This is a genomic window from Bartonella sp. AP57NXGY (assembly GCF_042195805.1).
Lineage (GTDB): Bacteria > Pseudomonadota > Alphaproteobacteria > Rhizobiales > Rhizobiaceae > Bartonella.
The window spans coordinates 1-2,441 of record NZ_JBHIOZ010000182.1 but is presented as its reverse complement, the minus strand read 5'-3'; the positions used below and the strand labels follow the sequence as shown (position 1 = coordinate 2,441).

Annotated in this window: 3 protein-coding genes and 2 pseudogenes; 1 reads left to right on the top strand and 4 read right to left on the bottom strand. The window is 45.7% G+C overall.

Annotated features, from left to right (window positions below; all coding sequences use genetic code 11):
- A pseudogene (locus ACFIL8_RS09215) lies at positions 1 to 753 on the top strand (AAA family ATPase); the annotation flags it as partial.
- On the opposite strand, the gene ACFIL8_RS09210 reads toward ACFIL8_RS09215, so the two are convergent.
- The 4 genes and pseudogenes from ACFIL8_RS09210 to ACFIL8_RS09195 form a co-directional block, all read right to left on the bottom strand.
- A complete protein-coding gene (locus tag ACFIL8_RS09210; RefSeq protein ID WP_375689529.1) occupies positions 747 to 1,091 on the bottom strand; it encodes a hypothetical protein in 345 nt (114 codons plus the stop codon). The pseudogene ACFIL8_RS09215 and the gene ACFIL8_RS09210 sit on opposite strands and share 7 nt — an antisense overlap.
- Before the next feature lie 48 nt (positions 1,092 to 1,139).
- On the bottom strand, positions 1,140 to 1,274 hold the full coding sequence (locus ACFIL8_RS09205) for a hypothetical protein (RefSeq protein ID WP_375689527.1): 135 nt from the start codon (positions 1,272 to 1,274) through the stop codon (positions 1,140 to 1,142).
- Positions 1,275 to 1,367: 93 nt separating this feature from the next.
- Positions 1,368 to 2,051, bottom strand: coding sequence for a hypothetical protein (locus ACFIL8_RS09200; RefSeq protein ID WP_375689525.1), 684 nt, complete (start codon positions 2,049 to 2,051; stop codon positions 1,368 to 1,370).
- Positions 2,052 to 2,107: 56 nt separating this feature from the next.
- Positions 2,108 to 2,441: pseudogene (locus ACFIL8_RS09195) on the bottom strand (hypothetical protein); the annotation flags it as partial.

Sequence of the window (2,441 nt, the reverse complement as noted above, 5' to 3'; positions counted from 1 at the left end):
AAATTGCATTTCCGCCCAGCAGAATTAACGCTCTGGAGCGGTGCGAGTGGTGCAGGTAAAAGCCAATTATTATCAGACTGTATTCCCCATTGGATTGCACAAAAGAGTCGCCTTTGCTTAGCGTCTCTAGAAATGAAAGGAGAACAATCGCTCCGCCGTTTAACCAAACAAACGGGCGGCTTAGAACAGCCTACAAAAGAAACGATTGAACGGATTCTTCATTTTTTAGACGATGGGCTTATTCTTTATGAGCATGTTGGCAAATCAAGCGTTGACACCTTGCTTGATGTCTTTGACTATTGTCGTGCGCGCTATGGCTGCGATCAATTTATCATCGACAGTTTGATGCGGCTTGGCATTGCCTCTGATGATTATGCAAGACAAGAACAAGCCGTTTATAAAATGGTTGATTGGGCTGTTTTAAACAATGTACATATTCACCTTGTAGCCCATGCCCGAAAAGGCGGTCTGGATAAAGATATCCCCAGCACAGAAGACATTAAAGGCGCCTCAGAAATTGGTGCCAATGCCTTTAACATTATCACCATTTGGCGCAATCGGTCGTTGGAAGATAAAATCTTTGCCGCCTCTCTAGCACAAGAAAAAGCAGATTTAGCCAAACGCCCTGGCGTTATTATGAATATTGCCAAACAACGTTCTGGTGATTTTGAAGGCAAAATAGGGCTTTGGTTTGATCCCCAAACCTACCGCTATCGCTGTTCTTTTGAACAATCATTCCCTCGACGTTATCTGTAATACCCCATAAACCCCACTCTCTTTAAAAACGTCTCCGCCTTCACACACGCACGCCTTGCTCCCACAGAAACAACAGGAAGGATCAATCCACAAATGATGAAAAACACCCAATCCTTCGCAAACCAAAGCCAACTCAACCCTAGATTCTCTGCTCCCAGACGGAAACAAAAAAAGATCGCTCCAACAACGGCGCAAAACACCCCCCCCTTCAATAACCACAAACAACGCGTCACCACCCCATCTCGCCGCCCCCTCATATGCAAAATCAAGAACCACTCCAACAGTGCAGCAAACACGATCCCCATCAAGGACAGGAGTCCCCATGGTATGTCCATACTCTCCATCCCCAAAAGAGCTAAAAAAAGGACGACTCCTAAAATGCCTTAAAACAGCACTTCCTTCAAAAAGAGGGAAACACCAAAAATACAATAAAACGCCGCCCGCCACCACGGAATATCGAAGCGCTTGGAAAGCCTATAAGTACCAATAACGACAACAATAAAAAGGTAGGAAAACACCAACAACAGCAAAAAAAAACAAATCGTTCGACATCAAATACCCCTCACAGCAAGCCCATTAAAGATCACACCCATAAGACAAAAAAACACACCCTACTTTAAGAACCAAGCCCCTAAAACACGCGCACGCCTTATACCCTGATAAATCAAAGGAGAAAAAAATCCAACAATAAAGGGCAACACCCTCTCATCCGAGAACCAAAGCCAGCTCAACCCTAGATTCTCTGCTCCCAGACGAGTAAAAAAAAGAATTGGTGCCAAAATGCAGCAAAACAGCACAAAATTCAAAGCACGCAACGACCTCTGTAGCACCGTATCACCTTGCTCGCGTATAAAGAACCCCAAGAGCACTTTCAACAATAAAGACAAGAGCAAAACCTTTAAGAATACCGCCCTTATGCTATCCATATCCCTGACGCCCACAGCAGCGAACCACAGGATAAAGCCCATCATGCAACAAAACATGACCGCCTTTAAGAACACTTGCCCCGCCACAGGCATACTCTTGACGCCCAGATGCACCAAACCAAGGACAGTTGCAAAAATGCAAGAAAACACCGCCCCCTTCAAGAGCAGCTCCCCGTCAACAGCGCGCCTGCCCACGCCCACATAAATAAAACCAAGGTAGGTGGCAAGGGCGCCATAAAGCACCACCCATCTCCAAAACATCCACCCTGTAACAGAGCGACGCTTTGCTCCCTTATAAATAAAAATCAAGGCAAGAGCAAAAAAGCAGAAAAACCCCAACCACTGCCAAAACATCACATCGTTCGACATCAAATACCCCTCACAGAAAGAACATCAAAGATCACGCCCATGGGAAAGAAAAATGCTCATTTTTTTAAGCCCCCCAACAGTACACGCACACACCGTACCCCCTCCAAAACAAACAAAGGAACGAATCCAATAGTGCCCAGAAACACCCCATTGTTCGAGATCACAAACCAGCGAACCCCCATATGCTTTACTCCCACATGCGCCAACCCAACAACAGCTCCAACAACGCCACCCAACACCAGAAACTTCAATAAAAATACCCCACGCGATATCCATTTACCCCGCACCCTCATAAGCAAAACCAAGGACAGCGCCAGCAATGCAACAAACACCGCTCCTATTACTAAAAATTCCCATGATATATCAAAACGCTTCGCTCCCTTATAAGCA